Source organism: Janthinobacterium sp. BCJ23 (assembly GCF_059617945.1).
This window is the reverse complement of sequence record NZ_JCAQAW010000001.1, coordinates 765826-786996: the sequence shown is the minus strand read 5'-3', so window position 1 is coordinate 786996 and position 21171 is coordinate 765826. Positions and strand designations below refer to the sequence as shown.

The 21171-nt window shown below is 63.3% G+C and carries 24 protein-coding genes; 10 read left to right on the top strand and 14 right to left on the bottom strand.

Translation table 11 applies throughout. The features are described from left to right. Together waaC and waaA are read left to right on the top strand one after the other, a co-directional pair. A complete protein-coding gene (gene waaC / locus AC54AG_RS03550; RefSeq protein WP_496629510.1) occupies positions 1-1023 on the top strand; it encodes a lipopolysaccharide heptosyltransferase I in 1023 nt (340 codons plus the stop codon). An 18-nt stretch (positions 1024-1041) separates the two neighbouring features. Continuing rightward, on the top strand, positions 1042-2316 hold the full coding sequence (gene waaA / locus AC54AG_RS03545; RefSeq protein ID WP_496629509.1) for a lipid IV(A) 3-deoxy-D-manno-octulosonic acid transferase: 1275 nt from the start codon (positions 1042-1044) through the stop codon (positions 2314-2316). Between the two features lie 102 nt (positions 2317-2418). Here the strand turns inward: waaA and AC54AG_RS03540 are convergent, their stop codons facing one another. From AC54AG_RS03540 to miaB, 11 genes are all read right to left on the bottom strand, one after another. After that, the gene (locus tag AC54AG_RS03540) at positions 2419-3342 is read right to left on the bottom strand and encodes a M48 family metallopeptidase (RefSeq protein WP_496629508.1); all 924 of its coding nucleotides are present in this window, start codon (positions 3340-3342) and stop codon (positions 2419-2421) included. A gap of 44 nt (positions 3343-3386) precedes the next feature. Continuing rightward, positions 3387-4127 (bottom strand): lysophospholipid acyltransferase family protein, encoded by a 741-nt coding sequence (locus tag AC54AG_RS03535; protein WP_034746739.1) that lies wholly within the window; start codon positions 4125-4127, stop codon positions 3387-3389. Positions 4128-4143: 16 nt separating this feature from the next. Continuing rightward, positions 4144-4731 (bottom strand): D-glycero-beta-D-manno-heptose 1,7-bisphosphate 7-phosphatase, encoded by a 588-nt coding sequence (gene gmhB / locus AC54AG_RS03530; protein WP_072455078.1) that lies wholly within the window; start codon positions 4729-4731, stop codon positions 4144-4146. Next, positions 4731-6833 (bottom strand): glycine--tRNA ligase subunit beta, encoded by a 2103-nt coding sequence (glyS, locus tag AC54AG_RS03525; RefSeq protein WP_496629507.1) that lies wholly within the window; start codon positions 6831-6833, stop codon positions 4731-4733. The genes gmhB and glyS overlap by 1 nt, the downstream gene beginning before the upstream one ends. Positions 6834-6872: 39 nt before the next feature. Continuing rightward, the gene (gene glyQ, locus AC54AG_RS03520; protein WP_034746745.1) at positions 6873-7790 is read right to left on the bottom strand and encodes a glycine--tRNA ligase subunit alpha; all 918 of its coding nucleotides are present in this window, start codon (positions 7788-7790) and stop codon (positions 6873-6875) included. 147 nt (positions 7791-7937) lie between these two features. Continuing rightward, positions 7938-9518 carry an apolipoprotein N-acyltransferase gene (lnt, locus tag AC54AG_RS03515; RefSeq protein WP_496629506.1) on the bottom strand — a complete coding sequence of 527 codons (1581 nt, stop codon included), beginning with the start codon at positions 9516-9518 and terminating at the stop codon, positions 7938-7940. Between the two features lie 16 nt (positions 9519-9534). Beyond that, the gene (locus AC54AG_RS03510) at positions 9535-10413 is read right to left on the bottom strand and encodes a CorC family transporter (protein WP_034746750.1); all 879 of its coding nucleotides are present in this window, start codon (positions 10411-10413) and stop codon (positions 9535-9537) included. Between the two features lie 117 nt (positions 10414-10530). Beyond that, positions 10531-10953 carry a DUF4259 domain-containing protein gene (locus AC54AG_RS03505; protein ID WP_496629505.1) on the bottom strand — a complete coding sequence of 141 codons (423 nt, stop codon included), beginning with the start codon at positions 10951-10953 and terminating at the stop codon, positions 10531-10533. Positions 10954-10957: 4 nt separating this feature from the next. After that, a complete protein-coding gene (gene ybeY / locus AC54AG_RS03500; protein ID WP_034746756.1) occupies positions 10958-11422 on the bottom strand; it encodes an rRNA maturation RNase YbeY in 465 nt (154 codons plus the stop codon). After that, positions 11406-12470, bottom strand: coding sequence for a PhoH family protein (locus AC54AG_RS03495; RefSeq protein WP_034746759.1), 1065 nt, complete (start codon positions 12468-12470; stop codon positions 11406-11408). Before AC54AG_RS03495 ends, ybeY begins: the two co-directional genes overlap by 17 nt. Continuing rightward, a complete protein-coding gene (gene miaB / locus AC54AG_RS03490; protein WP_496629504.1) occupies positions 12467-13834 on the bottom strand; it encodes a tRNA (N6-isopentenyl adenosine(37)-C2)-methylthiotransferase MiaB in 1368 nt (455 codons plus the stop codon). Before miaB ends, AC54AG_RS03495 begins: the two co-directional genes overlap by 4 nt. A gap of 662 nt (positions 13835-14496) precedes the next feature. On the opposite strand from miaB, the gene AC54AG_RS03485 reads away from it, so the two are divergent. Continuing rightward, entirely contained in the window at positions 14497-14823 is a 327-nt protein-coding gene (locus tag AC54AG_RS03485; RefSeq protein WP_034746769.1) for a hypothetical protein, read from the top strand. A 152-nt stretch (positions 14824-14975) separates the two neighbouring features. Here the strand turns inward: AC54AG_RS03485 and AC54AG_RS03480 are convergent, their stop codons facing one another. Next, positions 14976-15821 carry an HDOD domain-containing protein gene (locus tag AC54AG_RS03480; RefSeq protein WP_496629503.1) on the bottom strand — a complete coding sequence of 282 codons (846 nt, stop codon included), beginning with the start codon at positions 15819-15821 and terminating at the stop codon, positions 14976-14978. Continuing rightward, a complete protein-coding gene (locus AC54AG_RS03475; RefSeq protein WP_257620210.1) occupies positions 15818-16156 on the bottom strand; it encodes a hypothetical protein in 339 nt (112 codons plus the stop codon). Before AC54AG_RS03475 ends, AC54AG_RS03480 begins: the two co-directional genes overlap by 4 nt. Positions 16157-16363: 207 nt before the next feature. On the opposite strand from AC54AG_RS03475, the gene AC54AG_RS03470 reads away from it, so the two are divergent. The 4 genes from AC54AG_RS03470 to AC54AG_RS03455 are packed head-to-tail and all read left to right on the top strand — an operon-like array spanning position 16364 to position 19107. Further along, positions 16364-17929, top strand: coding sequence for a sensor histidine kinase (locus AC54AG_RS03470; RefSeq protein WP_496629502.1), 1566 nt, complete (start codon positions 16364-16366; stop codon positions 17927-17929). 13 nt (positions 17930-17942) lie between these two features. Next, entirely contained in the window at positions 17943-18530 is a 588-nt protein-coding gene (locus AC54AG_RS03465) for a DUF1697 domain-containing protein (RefSeq protein ID WP_496629501.1), read from the top strand. Continuing rightward, positions 18530-18931 (top strand): DUF3224 domain-containing protein, encoded by a 402-nt coding sequence (locus AC54AG_RS03460; protein WP_496629500.1) that lies wholly within the window; start codon positions 18530-18532, stop codon positions 18929-18931. The genes AC54AG_RS03465 and AC54AG_RS03460 overlap by 1 nt, the downstream gene beginning before the upstream one ends. Further along, entirely contained in the window at positions 18928-19107 is a 180-nt protein-coding gene (locus tag AC54AG_RS03455) for a hypothetical protein (protein ID WP_034746783.1), read from the top strand. The genes AC54AG_RS03460 and AC54AG_RS03455 overlap by 4 nt, the downstream gene beginning before the upstream one ends. Before the next feature lie 70 nt (positions 19108-19177). Here AC54AG_RS03455 and AC54AG_RS03450 read toward each other — a convergent pair whose 3' ends face one another. Beyond that, complete coding sequence (locus AC54AG_RS03450) at positions 19178-19585, bottom strand: hypothetical protein (protein WP_496629499.1); 408 nt, start codon at positions 19583-19585, stop codon at positions 19178-19180. Between the two features lie 334 nt (positions 19586-19919). On the opposite strand from AC54AG_RS03450, the gene AC54AG_RS03445 reads away from it, so the two are divergent. From AC54AG_RS03445 to AC54AG_RS03435, 3 genes are read left to right on the top strand one after another with little or no spacing between them, the layout of a single operon-like run. After that, on the top strand, positions 19920-20273 hold the full coding sequence (locus AC54AG_RS03445) for an ArsR/SmtB family transcription factor (RefSeq protein ID WP_034746789.1): 354 nt from the start codon (positions 19920-19922) through the stop codon (positions 20271-20273). 7 nt (positions 20274-20280) lie between these two features. Further along, on the top strand, positions 20281-20706 hold the full coding sequence (locus tag AC54AG_RS03440) for a YeeE/YedE family protein (RefSeq protein ID WP_070301235.1): 426 nt from the start codon (positions 20281-20283) through the stop codon (positions 20704-20706). Beyond that, positions 20703-21134, top strand: a complete 432-nt coding sequence (locus AC54AG_RS03435) for a DUF6691 family protein (RefSeq protein WP_496629498.1) — start codon at positions 20703-20705, stop codon at positions 21132-21134. The genes AC54AG_RS03440 and AC54AG_RS03435 overlap by 4 nt, the downstream gene beginning before the upstream one ends. Positions 21135-21171 lie beyond the last annotated feature (37 nt).

Genomic DNA, 21171 nt, shown 5'->3' with positions numbered 1-21171 from the left:
ATGGCCGGTCAACCTGGCGCACAGGCGCCCTTGAAAATCCTGCTGGTGCGGGTGTCTTCGCTGGGCGATGTGCTGCATAACCTGCCAATGGTGGCGGACATCGCCCGCCATTTCCCGAACGCGACCATCGATTGGGTGGTCGAAGAGGGCTACACCAGCCTGGTGCGCCTGAACCCGCGTGTAAACACCATCTTTCCGTTTGCGCTGCGGCGCTGGCGCAAGAGCCTGGGCAAGAAAGAGACGCGCGCGGAAATCGCCGCCTTCTTCCGCAGCCTGCGCCAGACGCACTACGATTATGTGTTCGATACCCAGGGTTTGCTCAAGACGGGCATCATCATGGGCGCCGCGCGCCTGGCGCCGGGAGGACAGAAGGTCGGCCTGGCCAATGGCAGCGAAGGCTCGGGATACGAAGGCATCTCGCGCATTTTTCACACGAAAAGCATTCCTCTCGATCCGCGCACACATGCGGTAGCGCGCGGCCGCCTGGTGGCCGCCGCGGCGCTCGGCTACACGGTCGACACGCCGGCCGATTTCGGCTTGCCGGAAGTGCCGCGTAGCGAGCCGCGCCCGGACTGGATGGGCGAAGCGCCCTACTGCGTGTATTTCCACGGCACGGCGCGCGACGCCAAGAAATGGGCACCGGAAAACTGGATCGCCCTGGGCCAGGCACTGGCACCGATGCCGATTTTGCTGCCCTGGGGTTCGCCCAAGGAAAAGGCGGAAGCGGAAGTGCTGGCGGCCGGCCTGCCGAACGCGCGCCTGCTGCCGAAACTGTCGATGGGCGACGCCACCCTGCTGGCGCGCCATGCGGCGCTGGTGGTCGGCGTCGACACGGGCCTGACGCACATCGCGGCCGCCTTCGTGCGCCCGACGGTGGAAATCTATGCCGATTCGCCGCTGTGGAAAACGGAAGGCAACTGGTCGCCGAAAATCATCAACCTCGGCGACAAGGGCGCGCCGCCCGGCGTGCCGGAAGTGCTGGCCGCGGTACGGCGCCTGCTGGCAGACTATCCTCCCGCCTGACTTTAACATTCAATAAACATGCGACTTCTTTATACCCTCGCCTGGTGGCTGGCCTTGCCCCTGGTGCTGGCGCGGCTGTGGCTGCGCGGACGCCAGGAACCCGGCTACCGCCAGCACTGGGGCGAGCGCCTGGGTTTTTACGGGCGCCAGCCGGCGTCTGCTACAAACACCATCTGGCTGCACGCCGTCTCCGTCGGCGAGACGCGCGCGGCCGAGCCGCTGATCGATGCGCTGCTGGCCGCCTGGCCCGCGTGCCGCATCGTTCTCACGCACATGACGCCGACGGGGCGCGCCACGGGTAAATCTTTGTTTGCCAAACACGGCGCGCGCCTCGTGCAAAGCTATCTGCCATACGACACGGGCGCCATGCCGGCCCGTTTCATCCGCCATTTTGCGCCGCGCATCTGCATCCTGATGGAGACGGAAGTGTGGCCGAATCTGATCCACCAATGCAATCGCTACAAAGTGCCCGTGGTGCTGGCCAATGCACGCCTGTCGCAGCGCTCGCTGGGCAAGGCGCAGCGACTGGGCAAACTCATTGCCGACGCGGCGCGCGGCATCACCCTGGTGGCGGCGCAGACGCAGGACGACGCCGATCGCGTGCGCCAGCTGGGCGTGCGGGACGTGGTCGTCACGGGCAGCATCAAGTTCGACGTCGTTGTGCCCGAAGCGGCCCTGGCGACGGGGGCGGCGCTGCGCAGCGCCATCGGCCAGCGCCCGGTGCTGCTGTGCGCCAGCACGCGCGAAGGGGAAGAGCAGCTGATCCTCGATGCCTATATCCGCTCGGGCTTGCCCGCGAATGCCTTGCTGCTGATCGTGCCGCGCCATCCGCAGCGCTTCGACGAGGTGGAAAAATTGATCGCGGCGCAGGGCCTGACAGTGCAGCGTAGGTCCGGCCTGGCGCAGGACGATGCCGTTGCGGCGGGCACGCAAGTGCTGCTGGGCGACTCGATGGGCGAGATGTTTGCGTATTACGCGGCCTGCGATTGCGCTTTCGTCGGCGGCAGCCTGCTGCCGCTGGGCGGGCAAAACCTGATCGAGCCGGCGGCCCTGGGCAAACCCGTGCTGATCGGCCCCCACACCTTCAATTTCGCGCTGGTGACGGAGCAGGCGATTGCCGCCGGCGGCGCCGCGCTGGTGGCGGATGCCGGTGCGCTGATGGCGCAGGCGTCGGCCTTGCTGCAGGATCCGGCGCGTTTATCGTCGATGGGAGAAAAAGCGCTGGCGTTTGCCAACCAGCACCGGGGGGCCACGCCACGGACCATCGCGGCCATCAAGCCTTTGCTGCCGTGATGGGCGCGCGGCCAACAATGGCGTCGGATTGCGCGCGCTGCGCTAATCCGACCTACGTGACTGTAGGTCGGATTAGCTCGTAGAGCGTAATCCGACAGGCACCTACGTAAACAGCACAGGCAACTCCTGCGAGCGTTTTCTGAGCGCCTGCTTGGCGCCATCATAATCGGGATAAATCGATTCCACGGTGGCCCAGAAGCGGGGGCTGTGGTTCATTTCCAGCAGGTGCGACAGCTCGTGCGCCACCACGTAGTCGATCAGCGGCAAAGCGAAGTGGATCAAACGCCAGTTCAGGCGGATCTTGCGCTCGATGGTGCAACTGCCCCAGCGCGTGCCGGCCGACGATAGCGACAGCGAATCGTAGCGCACGCCCAGCTTGTCCGCATATACGTCCAGGCGCGCCTCGAACAGCTGGCGCGCTTCGTGCTGGAACCAGCCTTTCACTTTTTCCTTCAGTTGCTGCTCGCTGCCCGTGGGCGTGACCCATACGTGCAATTCATTCGTCTCGCGCTGGAAGCTGGCGCGGTGGCGCGGCGCCTGGTGCAATCGCAAGGTGATCTCGCCACCGAGGTAGGGCAGCACGGCGCCATCGACCCAGGCCACGGGCGGGCGCTGCTGGCGCTGCACCTTGCGCTCGCCCCGTTCCAGCAGCTTCGAGACGATCCAGCCTTGCTTGGCGCGGATGGCGTTGTCGATTTCGGCCAGGGTGACGCGCTTGGGGGCCGTCACGCGCAAGCCGTTGTCGTCGATCATGAAGCCGATGGAACGGCGCGTGGAGCGGCGCAGCGCGAATTCGACGAGGTGGTTGCCCAGCTGCAGCTGGCGCAATGGCGGGCCATCGGCGGTGCGTGGCGGAGAAGGCAGGGGAGGCGGGGCAGGACGAACGATGGGCGGCGCGGGCGCCACTACCGGTGGCGCCACGGGCGGCGCTGGCGGTGCCGTGGGGCGCACCGCCGGGGGCGTGCTGGTCGAGACGTCATGCGCGAACAAATCCAGTTGCTGGTCGCCGACCTTGATGGTCTTCATCTGCTGGCGCAGTGTCGGCTCCTGGATGACCGCGCTGATGCCGTCTAGCCAGCGTTGTAGGCGTGAGGCGAAATGACGCGCATTTCTGATTCTATCCAATTTTCCACCTGTTGCATCATGCTGTCCGGGGTTTGCCCTTCCGGCGAAATCGGTTTGCCTATCGAGACGGTGATCAGTCCCGGGCGTTTGAGGAATGACTGCTTGGGCCAGCACTCGCCTGAATTGTGCGCAATCGGCACCACCACGGCGCCCGTGGCAATGGCCAAACGCGTGCCGCCGCTCTTGTACTTGCCCGCCTGGCCCACGGGAATGCGGGTCCCTTCAGGGAACATGATAATCCATTGGCCATCGGCCAGCCGGCGCTTGCCATGCGCAACGACGCTCTTGAATGCATGCTTGCCCTGTTTGCGGTCGATGGGGATCATGCGCAGCAGCGCCATGGCCCAGCCGAAGAAGGGGATGTACAGGATTTCCTTCTTGAACACATACACGAGCGGGCGTGGCAGGCTGGGAAGCAAGAAGATGGTTTCCCATGCCGACTGGTGCTTCGACAGCACGATGGCCGGCGCGTCGGGGAAGTTCTCGGCGCCCTTGACTTCATAGCGGATGCCGCAAATGACCTTGGCGCACCACAGGATAAACACGTTCCAGCGCGAGGTGACCCAATAGCGCTTGTTGTAGCTCAATGGCGCGGCAAAAAAGCACACGCAGGCCCAGACGATGGTGGCCACGATCATGATGATCATGAACAGCAGTGATCGCAGGAACAGGGAAATATTACGCAATGCGGTTCTCCGAAGATTAGATACTGAATGCTACGGTGGGCGCCGGTGTGGCTGGCGCCTTGAGCAGGTGGCTGACCACGGCCGCCAGGTCGGGGAAGACCTGGGTACCAGGCGGCAGGCCACCCGTCTCGTTGGTTTTTTCGCCCTTGCCCGTCAATACCAGGTAGGGCACGCAGCCGCTGATGAAACCGGCCTGCAGGTCGCGCAACGAATCGCCGACCGTGGGCACGCCTTTCAGGCTGGTGTTGTAGCGCTGCGAGATTTCATGGAACATGCCCGGTTTCGGCTTGCGGCAGTCGCAATTGTCCGCGCCCGCGTGCGGGCAAAAGAAGATGGCGTCGATATCGGCGCCCACCTGCTGCGCCAGGGTATGCATCTTCTGGTGGATCGCGTTCAGCACCGTCATGTCGAAGTATTCGCGCGCGATGCCCGACTGGTTCGAGGCGATCACCACGCGATAGCCAGCCTGGTTCAGGCGGGCGATCGCTTCGAGCGAGCCGGGGATCGGCAGCCATTCGGCCGGCGACTTGATGAAGTCCGGCGAGTCATGATTAATGACGCCGTCGCGGTCGAGAATAATCAGTTTCAGCGCCGGAGTACCCATTATGCCGCCAGCTTGGAAATATCGGCCACGCGGTTCATCATGCCGTGCAGGGACGAGAGCAAGGCCAGGCGGTTGTTGCGCAGGGCGACATCCTCGGCCATCACCATCACGTCATTGAAGAAGCCATCGACGTCGTCGCGCAGCTGCGCCAGCGTTTGCAGGGTGCTGGTGAAGTCGCCCTTGGCAAAGGCCGCGTCGACTTCCGGCTGCACGCGAGAGACGGCGGCGGCCAGTTTTTTCTCCGCTTCGTCCTGCAGCAGCGCCACGTTGACGCCGCCGGCGGCGACCTGGCTCACGGCTTCCTCGTTCTTTTTCAGGATGTTCGTGATGCGCTTGTTGGCGGCCGCCAGCGAGGCGCTTTCCGGCAAAGCGGCAAACGCCTGCACGGCTTCCAGGCGCTGCACGATGTCGTCCAGGCGGTCCGGATTCTGTGCCACGACGGCTTCGATTTCATTCGGCGAGAAACCGCGCTCGCGCAGGATGCCGCGCAGGCGGTCCAGCATGAAGGTGGTGACGTCCGCGACCGGGTCCTTGAAGCCGGGCACCGCTGCGAACTGCGCGGCCGCATCCGCCAGCAAGCCCTGGATCGACAATGGCAGGCGTTTTTCCAGCAGCATGCGCAGCACGCCCAGCGCATGGCGGCGCAGCGCGAACGGGTCCTTGTCGCCCGTGGGCGCCAGGCCGATGGCCCAGATGCCGACCAGGGTTTCCAGCTTGTCGGCCAGGGCCACGGCGGTGCCGGTGGCGGTGGACGGCAGGCTGTCGCCGGCAAAGCGCGGCTGGTAGTGTTCGGAGGCGGCCAAGGCCACTTCTTCCGGCTCGCCGTCATGGCGCGCGTAGTACGTGCCCATGATGCCTTGCAGTTCGGGGAATTCGCCCACCATGTCGGTCAGCAGATCGGCCTTCGCCAGCAGGGCGCCGCGTTCGGCCAGTGCCACGTCGTACTGCAGCTTGGCGGCGATCGCGCCGGCCAGCGACTTGACGCGCTCTGTGCGTGCCGCTTGCGTGCCCAGCTTGTTGTGGTAGACGACGTTGGCCAGCAGCGGCAGGCGCGATGCCAGCGTTTTCTTCTTGTCTTGCTCGAAGAAGAACTTGGCGTCGGACAGGCGCGGGCGCACGACGCGCTCGTTGCCGCCGATGATGTGCTCGGGCGTGTCCGTCTCGATGTTCGAGACGATCAGGAAGCGCGAGCGCAGCTTGCCTTCGCTATCGGTCAGCGCGAAATATTTCTGGTTCGTCTGCATGGTGAGGATCAGGCATTCCTGCGGCACGGCCAGGAATTCTTCCTCGAAGTGGCATTCATACACGACCGGCCATTCGACCAGGGCCGTCACTTCATCGAGCAGCGCTTCGGGCATCAGCACCTGGTCGGCACCGGCCTTGTCCAGCAGCTGGGCGCGGATGCGTTCCTTGCGTTCTTCGTTGCTGGCGATGACGCTGGCGTTGAGGATCAGCGATGGCGCATAGTTTTCCGCGTGCGCGATGGCGATCGGTTCGCCATCGGTCAGGAAGCGGTGGCCCAGGGTGGTGCGGCCGGCCGTCAAGCCCAGCAGGGTCAGGGGCAGGATATTGATGCCGTGCAGGGCGATCAGGCTGTGGGCAGGGCGCACGAATTGCACGGTGGTGCCGTCCGGGCGCTGATAGCTCATCAGCTTTGGAATCGGCAGCTTGGCGGCCGATTCGGTCAACGCCGCTTGCGCGCCGGCGGCGAGCTGGCTGCCTGGCGCCGTGTACGTGTAGAAGAAGCTTTCAGCCTTGCCGTCGGCGGCGCGTTCCAGCTCGGCCACCGTCAGGTCGGGGAAGCCCAGCGCGGCCAGTTTCTTGGCCAGCGGCGGCGTGCCGTTGCCGTTCGCGTCCAGCGCCACGGAGACGGGCAGGACTTTTTCGCGGATCGATTTGTCGGGCGAGACTTCGCGCACGTTGGTGATGGAGACGGCCAGGCGGCGCGGCGAGGCGTAGCTGGTGGCGACGCTGTCGGCTTCGAGGAAGTCGCGCGCTTTCAGGCCGTTGACGATGCCGGCCGTGAAGGCGGCGCCCAGTTTGGCCAGCGCTTTCGGCGGCAGTTCTTCGGTCAGCAGTTCGATGAGCAGTGTTTGGTTCATGGTGTTCTTGTCTGGTACGGCGGTGTATGAGCTAGGCGATCAAGCGGCGGCGGGTTGGTCTGCGGCGGGCAGCATCGGGAAACCGAGGCGTTCGCGCGAGTCGTAATACGCTTGCGCCACCAGGCGCGACAGGGTGCGCACGCGGCCGATGTAGGCGGCGCGTTCCGTCACCGAGATGGCACCGCGCGCATCGAGCATATTGAAGCTGTGCGACGCTTTCATGATTTTCTCGTAGGCGGGCAGGGTCAGTTGCAGCTCGATCAAACGCTTCGCTTCCGCTTCGTAGTTGCCGAACTGTTCGAACAGCAGGTCTGTATTCGCGTGCTCGAAGTTGTAGGTCGATTGCTCCACTTCGTTCTGGTGGAAGACGTCGCCGTAGGTCAGTTTTTTCGTAGTGCCGTTCTCTTCCCACTCGGTCCACACCAAGTCATACACGTTTTCCACGCCTTGCAGATACATGGCCAGGCGTTCGATGCCGTAGGTGATCTCGCCCAGCACGGGCTTGCAATCGAGGCCGCCCACTTGCTGGAAGTAGGTAAATTGGGTCACTTCCATGCCGTTCAGCCAGACTTCCCAGCCCAGGCCCCAGGCGCCCAGGGTCGGGCTTTCCCAGTCGTCTTCGACGAAGCGCACGTCATTCTGCTTCAAGTCCAGGCCCAGCGCGGCCAGCGAACCCAGATACAGGTCGAGGATGTTTTCCGGCGCCGGCTTCAACACCACCTGGTACTGGTAGTAATGCTGCATGCGGTTCGGGTTTTCGCCATAGCGGCCATCTTTCGGGCGGCGCGACGGCTGCACATACGCGGCGCGCCAAGGCTCCGGGCCGATCGCGCGCAGGAAGGTGCCGGTGTGGAAAGTGCCGGCGCCGACTTCCATGTCGTAAGGCTGGAGCAGGGCGCAACCTTGCTTGTCCCAATAGGTTTGCAAGGTCAGGATAATTTGTTGAAATGTGAGCATCGTATGAGTTCGCCGCGCGGGAGGCTGCGCTTTGTTAAGGTTTGCTTGAAGCCCGGACGCATGCTTGGCAGCGCGTCCGGGCCGGGGTTTTGCTAATTTTAGCGGTTTTTACGGGCCCACTGTGACTCTTCGGGCAATATCGGCCGCTTATTGCTGCGCGGCGCGGCCACGGCGGGCGGCGCGCGACAGCAGGAAGGCCGTCAGCAGGGCCAGCGCGGCCAGGGCCAGCACCAGTTTGTTGCCGTACAGAATGTATGGCGTCATGCCGCCCATGCCTTGCACCTTGGCCGCCAGGGTCGCTTGCTGCTCCGGCGGCAGCAGGCTTTGCACGACGCCTTTGCCGTCGATGACGGCGGTGGCGCCCGTGTTCGTCGAGCGCAGCATGGGGCGGCCCGTTTCCAGGCTGCGCATCTGCGAAATCTGCAGATGCTGCGGGATGGCGATCGAGTCGCCAAACCAGGCCAGGTTCGAGATATTGAGCAGCACGGACGCCGACTGCTTGCCATGGCGGTGAGCGCTGGCCAGCTGGCCGGCGATTTCTTCGCCAAACAAGTCTTCGTAGCAGATATTCGGCAGCACCAGCTGGTCGCGCACGGGCAAAGGCGCTTGTACTTCCGCGCCGCGGCCCATGTCGCCCAGCGGGATGGCCATCATGGCGACAAACCAGTGCAGGCCGGGCGGCACGAATTCGCCGAACGGCACCAGATGGTGCTTGCGGTACTGGTAGTACGGTCCCGGCGTGCCGTTGGGCGTGATGCCCACGGCCGCATTGTAGAAGCGCTGCTGCTCGTCGAGCACGGGCATGCCGACCAAAATCGTGCTGCCCGTCTGCTGTGCATAGGTGCCCAGGCTATCCAGATAGCCTGGCGGCAGCTGGTGCGGCAGCACGGTGACGGCCGTTTCCGGCGTGGCGATCAGGTCGGCCGGCGCGCTGGTGATGGCGCTCTGGTACATCTGCAGGGCGCCCAGCACGAAGCCGGGATCGAATTTCTGCTGCTGCGGCACGTTCCCTTGCAGCAGGCGCACGGTGATCGGGCGTCCGACAGGGTGGGTCCACGCCACGTACTGCAAGCCGATGCCGGCCGCGTACAGCGCGATGACGCCGCCCAGCGCAAACCAGCGCGTGCGGTGCGTGAGTAGCAGCAGGGCGCCGGCGGACAGCGCCGCCAGCCAGCCCAGGCCATACGCGCCGACGATGGGGGCAAAGCCGCCCAGCGGGCTGGTATTGTGGGCGTAGCCGGTGGCCAGCCACGGGAAACCCGTAAACAGCCAGCCGCGCGTCCATTCGAACAGGGTCCACGTGGCGGGCAATACCAGCAAGGTCATGGCGGGCAGCGACAGTACCCAGCGCTGGCGCAGCCAGGCGGCCGCGCCCATGGCCAGGGCCACGTAAATGGCCATCAAGAGGGCCAGCAAGGCTACGGCGATGGCGGCGATCGGCGCGGCCATGTCGCCATAGCGGTGCATGGAAATATACAGCCAGTGCGTGCCGGCCGCACACCAGCCGAAGCCATAGGCCCAGCCGATCAGCGCGCCGGCCTTGACGTTCGATGCGCGCAGCACCTGGTAGAACAGCACGCCCAGGCTGAGGATTTGCAGCGGCCAGTAGCCGAAAGGGGCGAACGCCAGCACCGCGACGGCGCCGGCGACGGCGGCAGTCAGCATGCGCGCCCACGTGCTGCGGGGCGGTTTGGCGGGGGCGTTGGGGTCGGCGCGTCTGAAACGCATTTACAGCACGCGCATGTCAGAGTTCCAGTTCCGGCACGTTGGGCAGGCGCTCGACGAGCAGCACGTGCACCTGGCGCGCATCGGCGCGCAGTACCTCGAAACGCAGATTGCCGAGGTCGAAAATATCGCCCTTGTGCGCCATGCGGCCCAGATACTTCGACACGAGGCCGCCGATGGTGTCGACGTCGTCGTCGACCAGATGGCTGCCCACTTCTTCGTTGAACTGTTCGATCTCGGTCAATGCCTTGACACGCCAGCGGGGGCCGAACTGGCCTTCCTTGAGCGAGAGGATATTGTCCTCGGCTTCGTCGAAGTCGTATTCATCCTCGATGTCGCCGACAATCTGTTCCAGCACGTCTTCGATGGTGATCAGGCCGGCGACGCCGCTGTATTCATCGACGACGATGGCCATGTGATTGTGGTTGGCGCGGAAATCGCGCAGCAGCACATTCAGGCGTTTCGATTCGGGGATAAAGATGGCGGGGCGCAGCATGTCGCGCACGTCGAAAGTTTCTTCTGCGTAATAACGCAGCAAGTCTTTCGCCAGCAGGATGCCGATGACCTTGTCGCGCTCGCCTTCGATCGCGGGGAAGCGCGAGTGGGCGGTGGACAGGACTTCCGGCATCCATTCCTCGATCGGCTTGCTGATGTCGATGACATCCATTTGCGAACGGGGAATCATGATGTCGCGCGCGCAGAGATCCGATACCTGGAACACGCCTTCGATCATCGACAGGGCGTCGGCGTCGATCAGCTTGCGTTCATGCGCATCGTGTAGAACTTCGAGCAATTCTGCACGGTTCTCTGGCTCGGGGGAAATGAGTGCGGTCAGGCGTTCAAACAGTGACCGGTGGGGCTTGACGTCAGTTCTGACGCCACTAGGGTGCTCGGGCATAGGAGGCGTGAGCCGTTGTTGCGAAGGGATATAGGATACACCAAAAGTGGGGCCATACCGGATTTCCCCGCTTTTGATGCAAATTTAATACGTTGAAGTGCGCCGTTGCGCGATCTTTTACGCCGCTTCCGGGCCCAGCACGCGCGCGCGCAAGGCCGCCACGTCGGCCTGCCAGTCGGCGAAATGCTCGCTGTCCTGCCACAGCTGGCGCAGCTCCGACGACTCTGCCGTGATGCGCTCGAAGGCCAGGCGCGCTTTTTCCAGCAGCGGCGGCGTGACTTTCTTCTTGCAGGCGGCCACCCATTCGTCTACTTCCGCGGTGGCCGGGTCGTTTTCTCCCGGCTTGCCCAGGAGGCGCGCGATCACGTCCAGCGCGGCCAGCGCTTCGGCGGCAAACGGCGCCTCGAGTTCCGCTTCCTGGCTGTCGATGACGTTGTCGAGCGTCGTCTCGACCAGTTCCAGGGTTTTATATTCGTGCAAGTCCTGCGCCCAATCCATGGCGTAGTCGTTGCCGAAGGCGTCGGTGGCCCAGGTTCCCATGCGCTTACTCCTTGTACGGGTCGGTAATGCCGAGTTTTGCGAGGATTTCCGTTTCCAGTCCCTCCATCTCGGTGGCTTCCTCGTCATCCATGTGGTCGTAGCCTTGCGCATGCAGCACGCCGTGGACGATCAAATGGGCCGTGTGCTCTTCCACGCTCTTCTTCTGTTCCGCCGCTTCCTTTTCCAGCACGTCCGTGCACAGGATGATGTCGGCGCGCGTCGGCTCGTCGTCGCCCAGTTCTTCGCCTTCGTTGTAGGCGAACGTCAGCACGTTGGTGGCATAGTCTTTTTCGCGGTAGTCGCGGTTCAGGGTGCGGCCTTCTTCCGCGTCGACGAAGCGGATCGTGAATTCGGCCGGCGCGAACAGGGCCGCCTTGACCCAGCGGCGCACTTTCGGGCGCGTGATCAGGGTTTCCAGGCGGGTGTCCGGGTATTGCACGGATAGGGACAGTTTATTTTTTTCGGACATTTTTGGCGGCAGCTGGTTTCAATAAGGAGGGCAAGTGGGCGGCATCGGCATTGGCCGCCTGCGCCGTTTCATAGGCGTCGACGATGCGTGCGACCAGCGGATGGCGCACCACGTCGGTGCTGTTAAATTGCGTGAAGCCGATGCCGCGCACATCTTTCAACACGTGCACGGCGTCGATCAAGCCGCTCGTCTGGCTCTTGTGCAGGTCGACTTGCGTCACGTCGCCCGTCACCACGGCCTTGCTGCCAAAGCCGATGCGCGTCAAAAACATCTTCATCTGTTCGACGGTGGTGTTTTGCGCTTCATCGAGGATGACGAAAGCGTGGTTCAAGGTGCGTCCGCGCATATAGGCCAGCGGGGCGATCTCGATCACCTGTTTCTCGAACAGCTTCTGCGTGCGGTCAAAACCCAGCAAATCGTACAGCGCGTCGTACAGGGGACGCAAATACGGGTCGACCTTTTGCGCCAGGTCGCCCGGCAAGAAGCCCAGGCGCTCGCCCGCTTCGACGGCGGGGCGCGTCAAAATGATGCGCTTGACGGCGTCCCTTTCGAGCGCGTCGACGGCGCAGGCGACGGCCAGATAGGTTTTGCCCGTGCCGGCAGGACCGACGCCGAAGCTGATGTCGTGTTCGAGGATGTCGCGCAGGTAGGCGATCTGGTGCGGCGTGCGCCCGCGCAGGTCGGAGCGCCGTGTTTTCAGCACGGGGCTGGCGATGTCCGGTTCGACGAAGGTGCTGGCCGGCGCGTTGGCGTGGTGTTCGGAGGCGGCGGACAGGCCCGCGCGCTGTTCCACTAGGGCCAGCTGCACTTCTTCGAGCGGCACGACCTTGTTGGCGATGGCGTAGAACTGCTCGAGGATTTCCACGGCGCGTTCGGCATTGCTGCCGCCGACGATGAATTTCTCGCCGCGGCGGAAGATCGTCACGTCGAGGGCGGCGGAAATCTGGCGCAGGTTTTCATCGAGCGGTCCGCACAGGTGCGCCAGGCGCGTGTTATCGAGCGGCTCGGGGATGAAGTAATGCGGCTGTATCGGGGCTTTGGTTTTCAACTGGCTCTTTTCAATGCGGGGGCGCTGGCGACCAATTCGCCGCGCAGGGTGTAGGAATGGCTTTCGGTGATGCGCACGTCGACCAGCTGGCCGATCAATTGCAAACCGTCCGGGCCGGCGTCGAAATTGACGACGCGGTTGTTTTCCGTGCGGCCTTGCAGTTCACTGTCATCGGTGTCCTTTTTGGAACGGCCTTCGACGAGGATGGTTTGCACCGTGCCCACCATGGCCAGGCTGTACTTGCGCGTGTTGGCGTCGATGGCCGCCTGCAGCTGCTGCAAGCGGGCCAGTTTCACCTCGTGCGGCGTGTCGTCTTCCAGGCTGGCGGCCGGCGTGCCGGGGCGCTTGCTGAAGATGAAGCTGTAGCTGTTGTCGAAGCCCACGTCCGCGATCAGCTTCATCATGGCGTCGAAGTCAGCCTGGGTCTCGCCGGGGAAACCCACGATGAAGTCGGAGGAAATGGCCATGTTCGGGCGCACGGTGCGGATGCGGCGGATGATGGACTTGTATTCGAGGCCCGTGTAGCCGCGCTTCATGGCGCCGAGAATCTTGTCGGAGCCATGCTGCGCGGGCAGATATAAATGGTCGACCAGCTGCGGGATTTTTGCGTAGGCGTCGATCAGGCGCTGCGTGAATTCCTTCGGGTGGCTGGTGACGAAGCGCATGCGTTCGATGCCGGGAATGTCGGCCACGTATTCGAGCAGCAGGGCGAAGTCGGCGATCTCGCCGCCTTCCATCGCGCCCCGGTAGGCGTTCACGTTTTGCCCCAGCAGGGTGATTTCCTTGACGCCCTGGGCGGCCAGGCCCGCCACTTCCGTCAGCACGTCCTCGAAGCGGCGCGACACTTCCTCGCCGCGCGTGTAGGGCACGACGCAGTAGCTGCAGTATTTGCTGCAGCCTTCCATGATGGAGACGAACGCCGAAGCGCCTTCCACCTTGGCCGGCGGCATGTGGTCGAACTTTTCGATTTCCGGGAAGCTGATGTCCACTTGCGCATCGCCGCTGGCGCGGCGCAATTCGATCATCTGCGGCAGACGGTGCAGGGTTTGCGGGCCGAAGACCATGTCGACATACGGCGCGCGCTTGACGATGGCGTCGCCTTCCTGCGACGCCACGCAGCCGCCCACGCCGATCAACAGGTGCGGCTTGGCCAGTTTCAGCTCGCGCAGCCGGCCCAGGTCGGAAAACACTTTTTCCTGCGCCTTTTCACGCACGGAGCAGGTATTGAGCAGGATCACATCGGCGTCTTCCGGCGTGTCCGTGCGCACCAGGCCATCGGAGGCGCCCAGCACGTCGGCCATCTTGTCCGAGTCGTACTCGTTCATCTGGCAGCCGAAGGTTTTAATGAATACTTTTTTCTGCATGGAGTCAGGCGCTTATCGGTAAATGTGGCTGCAAATAAGTGTGGCGGAAAATAAGCTGGGCAGGCGGCTTGCGCCGTGCGCCGCTCGGGGCGGGAGGCGGTGGATGACCGGCCGGGCGCCTCTGGCTGCCCGGTGGCAGGCTCGCTGCAAGTTCAGGCCATAGTTTAGCGTAAATCGCGGGCACGGGCCATGTCGTGCTGACCTTGCAGACAAGATTGCCGCTTGTATATGCCGCCATGTGTCGTGATGCTCAAAAGCATTTATTGCCGTACGTCACCATTGATTTGTAACAAGTTGCTGCAAAGCCTTGTGTGCGCCCGCTGGCATCCTAATGTGTTGAAATAGCATCGTTGCCAAGCCAACCAGCAGCTTGATTGATATTTAACAATCAGGAAGTTTGCGCGAGGCGCAGATGCCGCGTGTTTGGGCTAGTATATTGTCTTATATGCAATTCATTTTGGTGGATTGCAGTGTTGTTTACTCACGCGGCAAGTTGCGTACGTTGGCTGGGCGTGGCTGTGCGAGTCCTGTGCGGGCAGTGCGATAAGGAGGAAGGGCGGGGGAAGGCTGAATCAGTGGGAAAGACGTTTATTTAAACACTCTAAGCCAGCCTTAAGTTCGTATCGGCATTATTTTCTACATTCACCAGACGAGGAAAAATCATGGCACATCATGCATTAGCATCGCAAGAGAGTTACAACCCGAACCACCTGCTGGATATTCTGCTGAGCAAGATGCAGCTGAAGAACGATGCAGCCCTGTCGCGTCTGCTTGAAGTGGCGCCACCGGTCATCAGCAAGATCCGCCACCACCGCTTGCCGGTTGGCGCCTCGCTGCTGATCCGCATGCACGAAGTAACGGGCATGAGCATCCGCGACCTGCGCGACTTGATGGGCGATCGCCGCACCAAGTACCGTCTGTCCGACGCCCAGGGCCGTCCAAAAGCGGAAGACCGCGGCGATGCGCAAGAATCGAATTACGCGCACTGATGTGGCGGTTGTACGCTGACTGTGCCGCTTGCGTAGCTGCTGGCGGCAACAGGCTGGCGTGGACCGGGCAGCATGGACCGACCGTCGTACCCCTAACGGCTTTCGCTTCGCAGCGAGGGCCGTTTGCGTTTGCGGCATTGTGAGGATATTGCTTAGCTCAGCAGTGCCGAGGTGATTTCGTCGTAGCGCAGCTCCGTTTCGCGGAACAGCTGCAGATACGCGTCTTCGCCCAGGCCCAGCGCATCCCAGGCCACCGGCGAGACGCGCGGCACCATGTCGTCGCCCGCCTGTGCCAGGTCGAGCGCGCAAACAACCGCATTGGCCACGTGGATCAGCGACGCGAGAAAGCCTGCCCCCGGCGTTTCCGGCTGCAGGTAGTTGCCCAGCGCCAGGCGCATGGTGTCGGAAAAATTCCAGTGTTCGGCCAGGGCCACGCCCGCCTGCACGTGGCCCACGCCCAGCACGGCCTGCTCCGCTTCGAGCAGGCTGCAATCGTGCGCGGCCTGGTGCGCGATGGCTTGCGCGTAGTGCGCGGGAAAGCTGCTGACCAGCACCAGGCGGCCGATGTTGTGCAGCAAGCCGGCCGTGAACGCGTAATCCTGGTTGAAACGGATCTGCCGCGCCAGCACCTTGGCGCAGGCGGCCGTCGCCACCGAATGACGCCAGAAGGCCTTGTCGTCGAAACCGGGGCAGCGTCCTTCCGGGAAGCAACCGGTGATGGCAGCCGACGTGATCAGGCTGCGCGTCGTCTGGAAGCCCAGGTAGGTGATCGCCTGCTGGATGGTGGTGGCCTTCACTTGCAAGCCATAGTGGGATGAATTGGCCAGGCGCAGGGTTTTCGCCGTCAATGCCTGGTCGTACGACACTTTTTTGGCCAGCACGGAAATATCGACGTCTTCCTGATCGATGCTGTTGAGCAGCTCCATGACGACGGCGGGCAAGGAAGGCAGGTCATCGAGGTGGGCAACGATATCGTCGAGCGTCAGCTGCGTGCTCATGCGGACTCTCCCGTGCCCAGGCGGTACGCCGTGACATAGCTGCGCAGCAAGGTGGTGGCCGCGTCCAGGGGATCGTCGGGATCATGCTTGCGGAACAGGTAGGCCAGCCGTTCGCTGTCGGCCGCCTGCTGCGCGGCGATTGCTTCCGGAGTAGGGGGCGGCGCCTGGATCGGCAGCATGTCGATGTTGTGGCGGGGCATCAGGGCCAGCATGTTTTCCGTCAATACGGCGCCTTGCGGCAACAGCACTTGTCCATGCGCATCGAGCAAGACATCCGACAAGATCATGCCGGGACGAACTTGTTCCAGGGGTAGATGTTGATGCGTGACCGCCATGACGACTCCTTAGATGATTGCGGGATATTACCATTGCCATGCCGCAATGTCTCAACCTGCATCAAAGTCCCTATCGAAAGTGGAAATACTGTAAATCTTGCCAATAAGCATGTCATACCGTACATTTGATTCAGGCCCTTGTATTACCGACGTATCTGCGCCCGCGCCGCGGGCCGGCGGCAGGCCTGGCCCGGGGAGTGTTGATTGATGGCGAGTATCCAAGTCCGGCTGACCCTGCTTTTTGTCGTGATCGTCACCTTGGTGCTGGGCATTTCCGGCAGCTATACCCAATATACACTGAGCCAAGAACTCGAATCGGGCAGCGCGCGCCTGCGCAGCGGCGTGCTCACGCGCTTGCAGACGAGCTTGCCCTCCGCCCTGTGGGACCTCGATAAATCCAAGGTCGACAGCATCGTCGCGGCCGAAATGCTGCCGCCGGAACTGGTCGGCATCCGCGTCTACGACGCCTCGGTCGGCCTGTTCGCGGGCGAGGTGCGCGACGCGGGCGGCACCCTGGTACCTTTGAGCGCCGACGTGGCCATGGGCGGCACGCCCGTCGAGGCGCCGCTGGTGTTCCGCGACGCCGTGGCGGCGGCCACGGGCGGCAAGCCGGTGATCGTCGGCAAGGTCATCGTCAATTTCAGCCGCGCGCAGATCGATGCGGCCCTGCATGCCGAAGTGCGGCGCAAGGTGCTGGAAGTGTTGCTGCTTGACATCATCCTCGTGGGCGCCCTGGCGCTGAGCCTGCGCATCGTCTTCGAGCCACTGAAACAGTTGCGCGACGGCTTGTTCGACCTGGCCACGCGCGGCAGCGACGAGGTCGAAGAGCTGCCGGAAAACCGGCGCGACGAACTGGGCGACGTGATTCGCGGCTTCAATGCCGTGCAGCGCAAGCTCAAGTCCATCATCGAGGGCAGCCGCGAGGCGGAAGACATGGCGCGCCGTTCGCAGCAGGCAACGGCGCAGGCCATGGACGAGCTGCGCCGCACGCAGGAATCGTTGCTGCAATCGGAGCGCCTGGCTTCGCTGGGCAGCCTGGTAGCCGGCGTGGCGCATGAAATCAACACTCCGGTCGGCATCGCCCTGACCAGCGCCTCGGTGCTGAAGGAAGCCACCGATGACATCAGCGCGGCCGTGGCCGGCGGCAGCGTGAAGAAGACCGACATCGTGCGCTACCTGGAAACGGCTGGCGAAAGCGCGCGGCTGATCATGAACAATGCCTACCGCGCCGCCCATCTGATCCACAGCTTCAAGCAGATCGCCGTCGACCAGGTCAGCGAGGCGCGCCGTTTGTTCGAATTGCGCGACTATATCGGCGAGGTGATCTCGAGCCTGCAGCCGACCCTGAAAAAGACGCGCATCAGCATCGATATCGACTGCCCGCCCGACATCATGCTCGACAGCTATCCGGGCGCGCTGGCGCAGGTACTGACCAACCTGGTGTTGAACTGCGTCGAGCACGCGTTTGATGCGGACACGGCCGGCAACATCCATATCGGCGTGCGCCGCGATGGCGACGCGATCGCCATGCAGGTGCGCGACAACGGCCGCGGCATCGCGCCCGACATGCTCGACCGCGTGTTCGATCCGTTTGTCACCACGCGGCGCGGGCAGGGCGGCACGGGACTGGGCTTGAATATCGTGTTCAACTTGATTGCCAAGCAGTTTGGAGGCACCATCACGGTCAGCAGCACCTTGGGGCAGGGTGCGGCGTTCCTGCTGCGCCTGCCCACGGTGACGCCGTTGCCGGAAAGCACCAACAGCCAGGCATAGGCAAGGAGACAGCATGGCACAGATAGAAAACAGTCAGCAAGTGGCGCTGTTGCGCGGGATTAATGTGGGCCGCGCCAAGCGCGTGGCCATGGCCGACCTGCGCAAGCTGCTGGGCGACCTGGGTTTTGCGCAGGTGCGCACCGTGCTCAACAGCGGAAACGTCGTGTATGACGGTGGCAAGGTAGCACCGGCCGAGGCCGCTGCCAGCATCGAGGAAGCGCTGGTGCTGAAGCTGGGCGTGGCGGCCAGGGTGACGGTGCTGTCGGCCAGCCAGTTTGCCGAGCTGGTCGAACAAAACACCTTGGCGCCGGCGGCCGATGCGGCCCGCTTGCTGACCCTGGTGCTGAACAATCCGGCCGACATCCAGCGTCTGGCGCCGCTCTTGCAGCAGTCGTGGCAGCCCGAAGCGCTGGCGTTGGGGCGCTGGGCCGCATATGCGTGGTGTCCCGATGGCGTGCTGGCCAGCAAGGTGGTGGCGGCGCTGGGCGTGCTGCTGGGCGACGGCGTCACCTCGCGCAACTGGGCCACCATGCAAAAACTGCATGCGCTGCTGAGCGAACCCGATGCGCCAGCCACATCTTCATTTTCCAAGGAGCACTGATGCCTTCCATTACCGGTACCTTCGACGTCACCATCACCCCGCAAACCTTGTCGGACACGGCCGCGCAATCGGGACTGGGACGCTTGTCGCTCGACAAGCGCTACCACGGCGCGCTCGAGGCCAGCGCGCAGGGCGAGATGCTGAGCGCGCGCGCCAGCGTGAGCGGCTCGGCAGGCTATGTGGCGCTGGAACGGGTGGAGGGTACTCTGGACGGACGCCGCGGCAGTTTTTATTTGCAGCACAGCGGCACGATGACGCGCGGCGTGCCCGCCTTGTCGGTGACGGTGGTGCCCGATACGGGGACGGAGCAGTTGCAAGGACTCAGGGGCAGCCTGGCCATCCGCATCGAGGACGGCAAGCATTATTATGATTTCACGTATGACATTGTTGAGACGCAATGAACTGGGATATCGTCAAGGGTGTCCTGATTGTCCTCGTCGCCATCAGCGTGGTGGTGACGGCCTTCGTGCTCATTTCCGCCTCGGGCCCGGACAAGGCGGGCTGCATCGCGCGGGCCCTGAAGTCGGGTATTCCCGTGGGGAACATCGAACGGGTCTGCCGCCTGCTCGACAAATGATGGCGCCATAACAAAACATTCCGCACCAGGCGGAATGTTCTTCAGCAGCGCCTTGCCAGTGCAGGCGCCGTCAATTATCGAATTTTTCCTGTTTTTCGCCGTGCAGGCTCAAGGCCACCAGGCCCAATCCCACCAGCAACATCGAGTACATGCTCGCTTCGGGCACGGGGGCCGGCACGTTGGCTTGCTGTGCGGGTGCGGCCGTCATGGGCCTCGGTGGCGCCAGGGCTACATGGCGCGCGCCACTGGTGCTCCAGTGCGGTGCCGCCGTCGCGCTGCTGCTGGCCAGCAGGCGTGCATACGGCAAGTCCGGCGTTTCCCAGCCGGGATTATTATTCAAGCTGATGCTTTCATCGATCATCACGCGTTCGCCGGCTTCGTGCAGCTTGCTGGCTGTCGTGTCGCTGATTGCCGCCATGCTCCATGTGCTGGCCGACAGCGCCAGCAAGGCCATGCATAACGACTGATAGATTCTCATCGTGCTCTCCCTGTTGTTCACCGCGCGGCGCAGCCGAAACCGGCTAGCGCATGGACGGACAATTCGCCTGTACGGGGGCGTATCATGGTTTTTCTGCTGTTCTCCCATTACAGCATAGATCGTGACAATTTTGATACGCTTATTTCCTCTTTATTACGAATATTTGTCATTTTGATAGCGTAAACGTGATCGCTGCCGCACACTTTGCATAAGCACGCTATCGACGAAAAAACACTGTTGTTTTTTTGTGCGAATCGTCAGCACGAAAACAATATATTGATTAGTATATTGTTTATCGCACGCTATTCAACATGACCGCCTGTGGGAGGGCAAGATGGAGACAGTCGCAACACAACACGCCGAATACAACCTCGACGCCATGCGTGGCTCGGCCTACAAGGCCAGCTCGCTGCTCAAGGCCATGGGCAATGCCGACCGGTTGATGCTGCTGTGCCAGCTGTCGCAGGGTGAACATTGCGTCAGCGACCTCGAGCAAAAAGTAGGCATCGGCCAGCCGACCCTGTCGCAGCAGCTGGGCGTGCTGCGTGAAGAGATGCTGGTGGCCACGCGGCGCGACGGCAAGCAGATTTATTACCGCGTCGCCAGCGCGCCCGTGCTGGCCGTGCTGCAAGTGCTGTACGCGCAATTTTGCGCGCCGCGCGCCCCGTTCAATGACGAAGCGGACTGACCCCGCCATGACCATAGACTGGCAGCACTTCACGCCGTGGGCCTCGCTGGCCGGCGGCATGCTGATCGGCCTGGCGGCTGCGCTATTGATCCTGTTCAATGGCCGCATCGCCGGCATCAGCGGTATCGTCGGCGGCTTGCTGCGCCCGCGCAGCGGCGACCTGGGCTGGCGCATCGCTTTTCTTGCCGGCCTGATCGGCACGCCCTTGCTGTACCAGCTGTGGCAAGCCTTGCCGCCCGTGCAGATCGACGCGGGCACGCCCGCTCTGATCGTGGCGGGCCTGCTGGTGGGCGTGGGTGTGCGCTATGGCGCCGGCTGCACCAGCGGCCACGGCGTGTGCGGGCTGTCGCGCCTGTCCCCGCGTTCGCTGGCGGCCACGTGTGTCTTCATGGCGGCCGGTTTCCTCACCGTCTATCTGTTGCGCCACCTATGAATAAACTGATTCTTTCCCTGTTGAGCGGCCTTGTCTTTGGCCTGGGCCTGATCGTCTCCGGCATGTCCAATCCGGCCAAGGTGCTCGCTTTCCTCGACCTGGCCGGCGCCTGGGATCCGTCGCTGGCGCTGGTGATGGGCGGCGCCATCGGCGTGGCCTTGCCCGCCTTCTGGCTGGCGCGGCGGAGAACCAGGTCGCTGCTGGGCGAGCCCATGCAGTTGCCGGTATCGCGGCACATCGACCGGCGCTTGCTGCTGGGCAGCCTGGCCTTTGGCGCGGGCTGGGGCATCGCCGGTTTCTGTCCCGGTCCCGCCCTCGTGTCGCTGCTGGCGGGCCAGCCGAAGGCGTGGATGTTTGCCGGCGCCATGCTGGCAGGCATGGCGGTGTTTGAAGTGCTGGAGCGCCGCAAGCTGCCCGCGCCGGCCTGAGGCGGTACAATCTGGCGCATCGCCACTTTGGATACCG